At 47.1% G+C, this 654-nt stretch carries 1 protein-coding gene; it reads left to right on the top strand.

What is annotated here, in order from left to right:
* Positions 1-654, top strand: a 654-nt coding sequence (locus tag R8O11_RS28445) for a cobyric acid synthase (RefSeq protein WP_318195022.1), incomplete at both ends; no start/stop codon positions are given.

Raw genomic sequence — 654 nt, 5'->3', positions numbered from 1 at the left:
GCCAGAAAAGGGATAAATGTTGCCCCATTTAAGCCACAAAATATGGCGCTCAATAGTGCTGTAACCAAAGATGGCGGTGAAATTGGACGAGCTCAAGCGGTTCAAGCTCAGGCGTGCAACATTGAGCCAACTGTGCACATGAATCCGGTTTTGATTAAGCCAAATAGCGACACAGGTGCTCAGATCATTCTTCAAGGCAAGGCTTTGTCGAATATGGATGCCGCCAGTTTCCACGACTACAAAAAAGTGGCCATGAACACGGTGTTGGATTCGTTTTCTAAGCTGACTAAAGAGTTTGATTCGATCATGATCGAAGGTGCTGGTAGCCCAGCGGAAATCAACTTGAGAGAAGGCGATATCGCAAACATGGGTTTTGCGGAAGCAGCCGATGTGCCAGTGATCATTGTTGCGGATATTGATCGTGGCGGTGTGTTTGCGCATTTATACGGAACATTGGCGTTACTTTCTGAATCTGAACAGGCGAGAGTAAAAGGGTTTGTCATTAATCGCTTTCGTGGCGATATTCGTTTGCTGCAATCAGGCCTGGATTGGCTAGAAGAAAAAACGGGTAAGCCTGTTTTAGGCGTGTTGCCATATCTGCACGGCTTGAACCTAGAAGCCGAAGACGCCATTACTGCACAGCAGGAGTTGAAC

Source organism: Vibrio sp. 1288 (genome assembly GCF_033344475.1).
Note: the sequence above shows the minus strand (reverse complement) of the source record. Positions and strands in the feature narration are given on the sequence as shown.